Source organism: Mesorhizobium sp. M7A.F.Ca.ET.027.03.2.1 (assembly GCF_003999175.1).
Taxonomy (GTDB): Bacteria; Pseudomonadota; Alphaproteobacteria; order Rhizobiales; family Rhizobiaceae; genus Mesorhizobium.
This window is the reverse complement of record NZ_RZOM01001772.1, coordinates 1-609: the sequence shown is the minus strand read 5'-3', so window position 1 is coordinate 609 and position 609 is coordinate 1. Positions and strand designations below refer to the sequence as shown.

Below are 609 nucleotides of genomic sequence, written 5' to 3'. Positions count from 1 at the left end.
GGTCGGCGCTGATCCCGGTCCTCCCGGGCGACGGCCCGCGCAGCCGCGAGCTTTATGCGGCGCTCAGGCGGCTGATCGAGACCGGCGCGCTGGCCGCCGGGGCCAAATTGCCGACCACCCGGGATCTCGCACAGCGCTTCGGCCTATCGCGTTCGGCGGCGGTTGCCTGTTTTGAAATGCTGGTCTCGGAAGGCTTCGCCGTCGCCAGGATCGGTGCCGGAACCTTCGTCGCGCCTGACGTGCCGCATCTGCCGACAACACTGGTCAAGCCACGGCCACCCGAGATCGATGCCGCCACCTCGCTGCCTTGCGGCCTTGGCGTGGCGGTGTCCGATCCGCGCACGCTTAATTTGTTTCGCATCCTTCTGTCGCGCCACCTCGCTCGCCCCGGGCCGGAGCATTTCCGCTATGGCGATCCGCGCGGCGGCCTGCCGCTGCGCACGGCAATTGCCACCTATCTCAGGACCGCACGCGGCGTGCGCTGCGATGCCGGCCAGATCGTGCTGACTTCGGGCACGCAGCAGGGGCTGGATCTTCTGGTGCGCGCCGCGCTCAGCCCCGGCGATGCCGTCTGGATCGAAAACCCCTGCTATCCCATGGCGCAGGCCG

1 protein-coding gene is annotated in these 609 nt (G+C 69.1%); it reads left to right on the top strand.

Annotated elements, in window-relative coordinates; genetic code table 11:
- On the top strand, window positions 1-609 hold a 609-nt coding region (locus tag EN750_RS37975), incomplete at both ends, for a PLP-dependent aminotransferase family protein (RefSeq protein ID WP_145968372.1).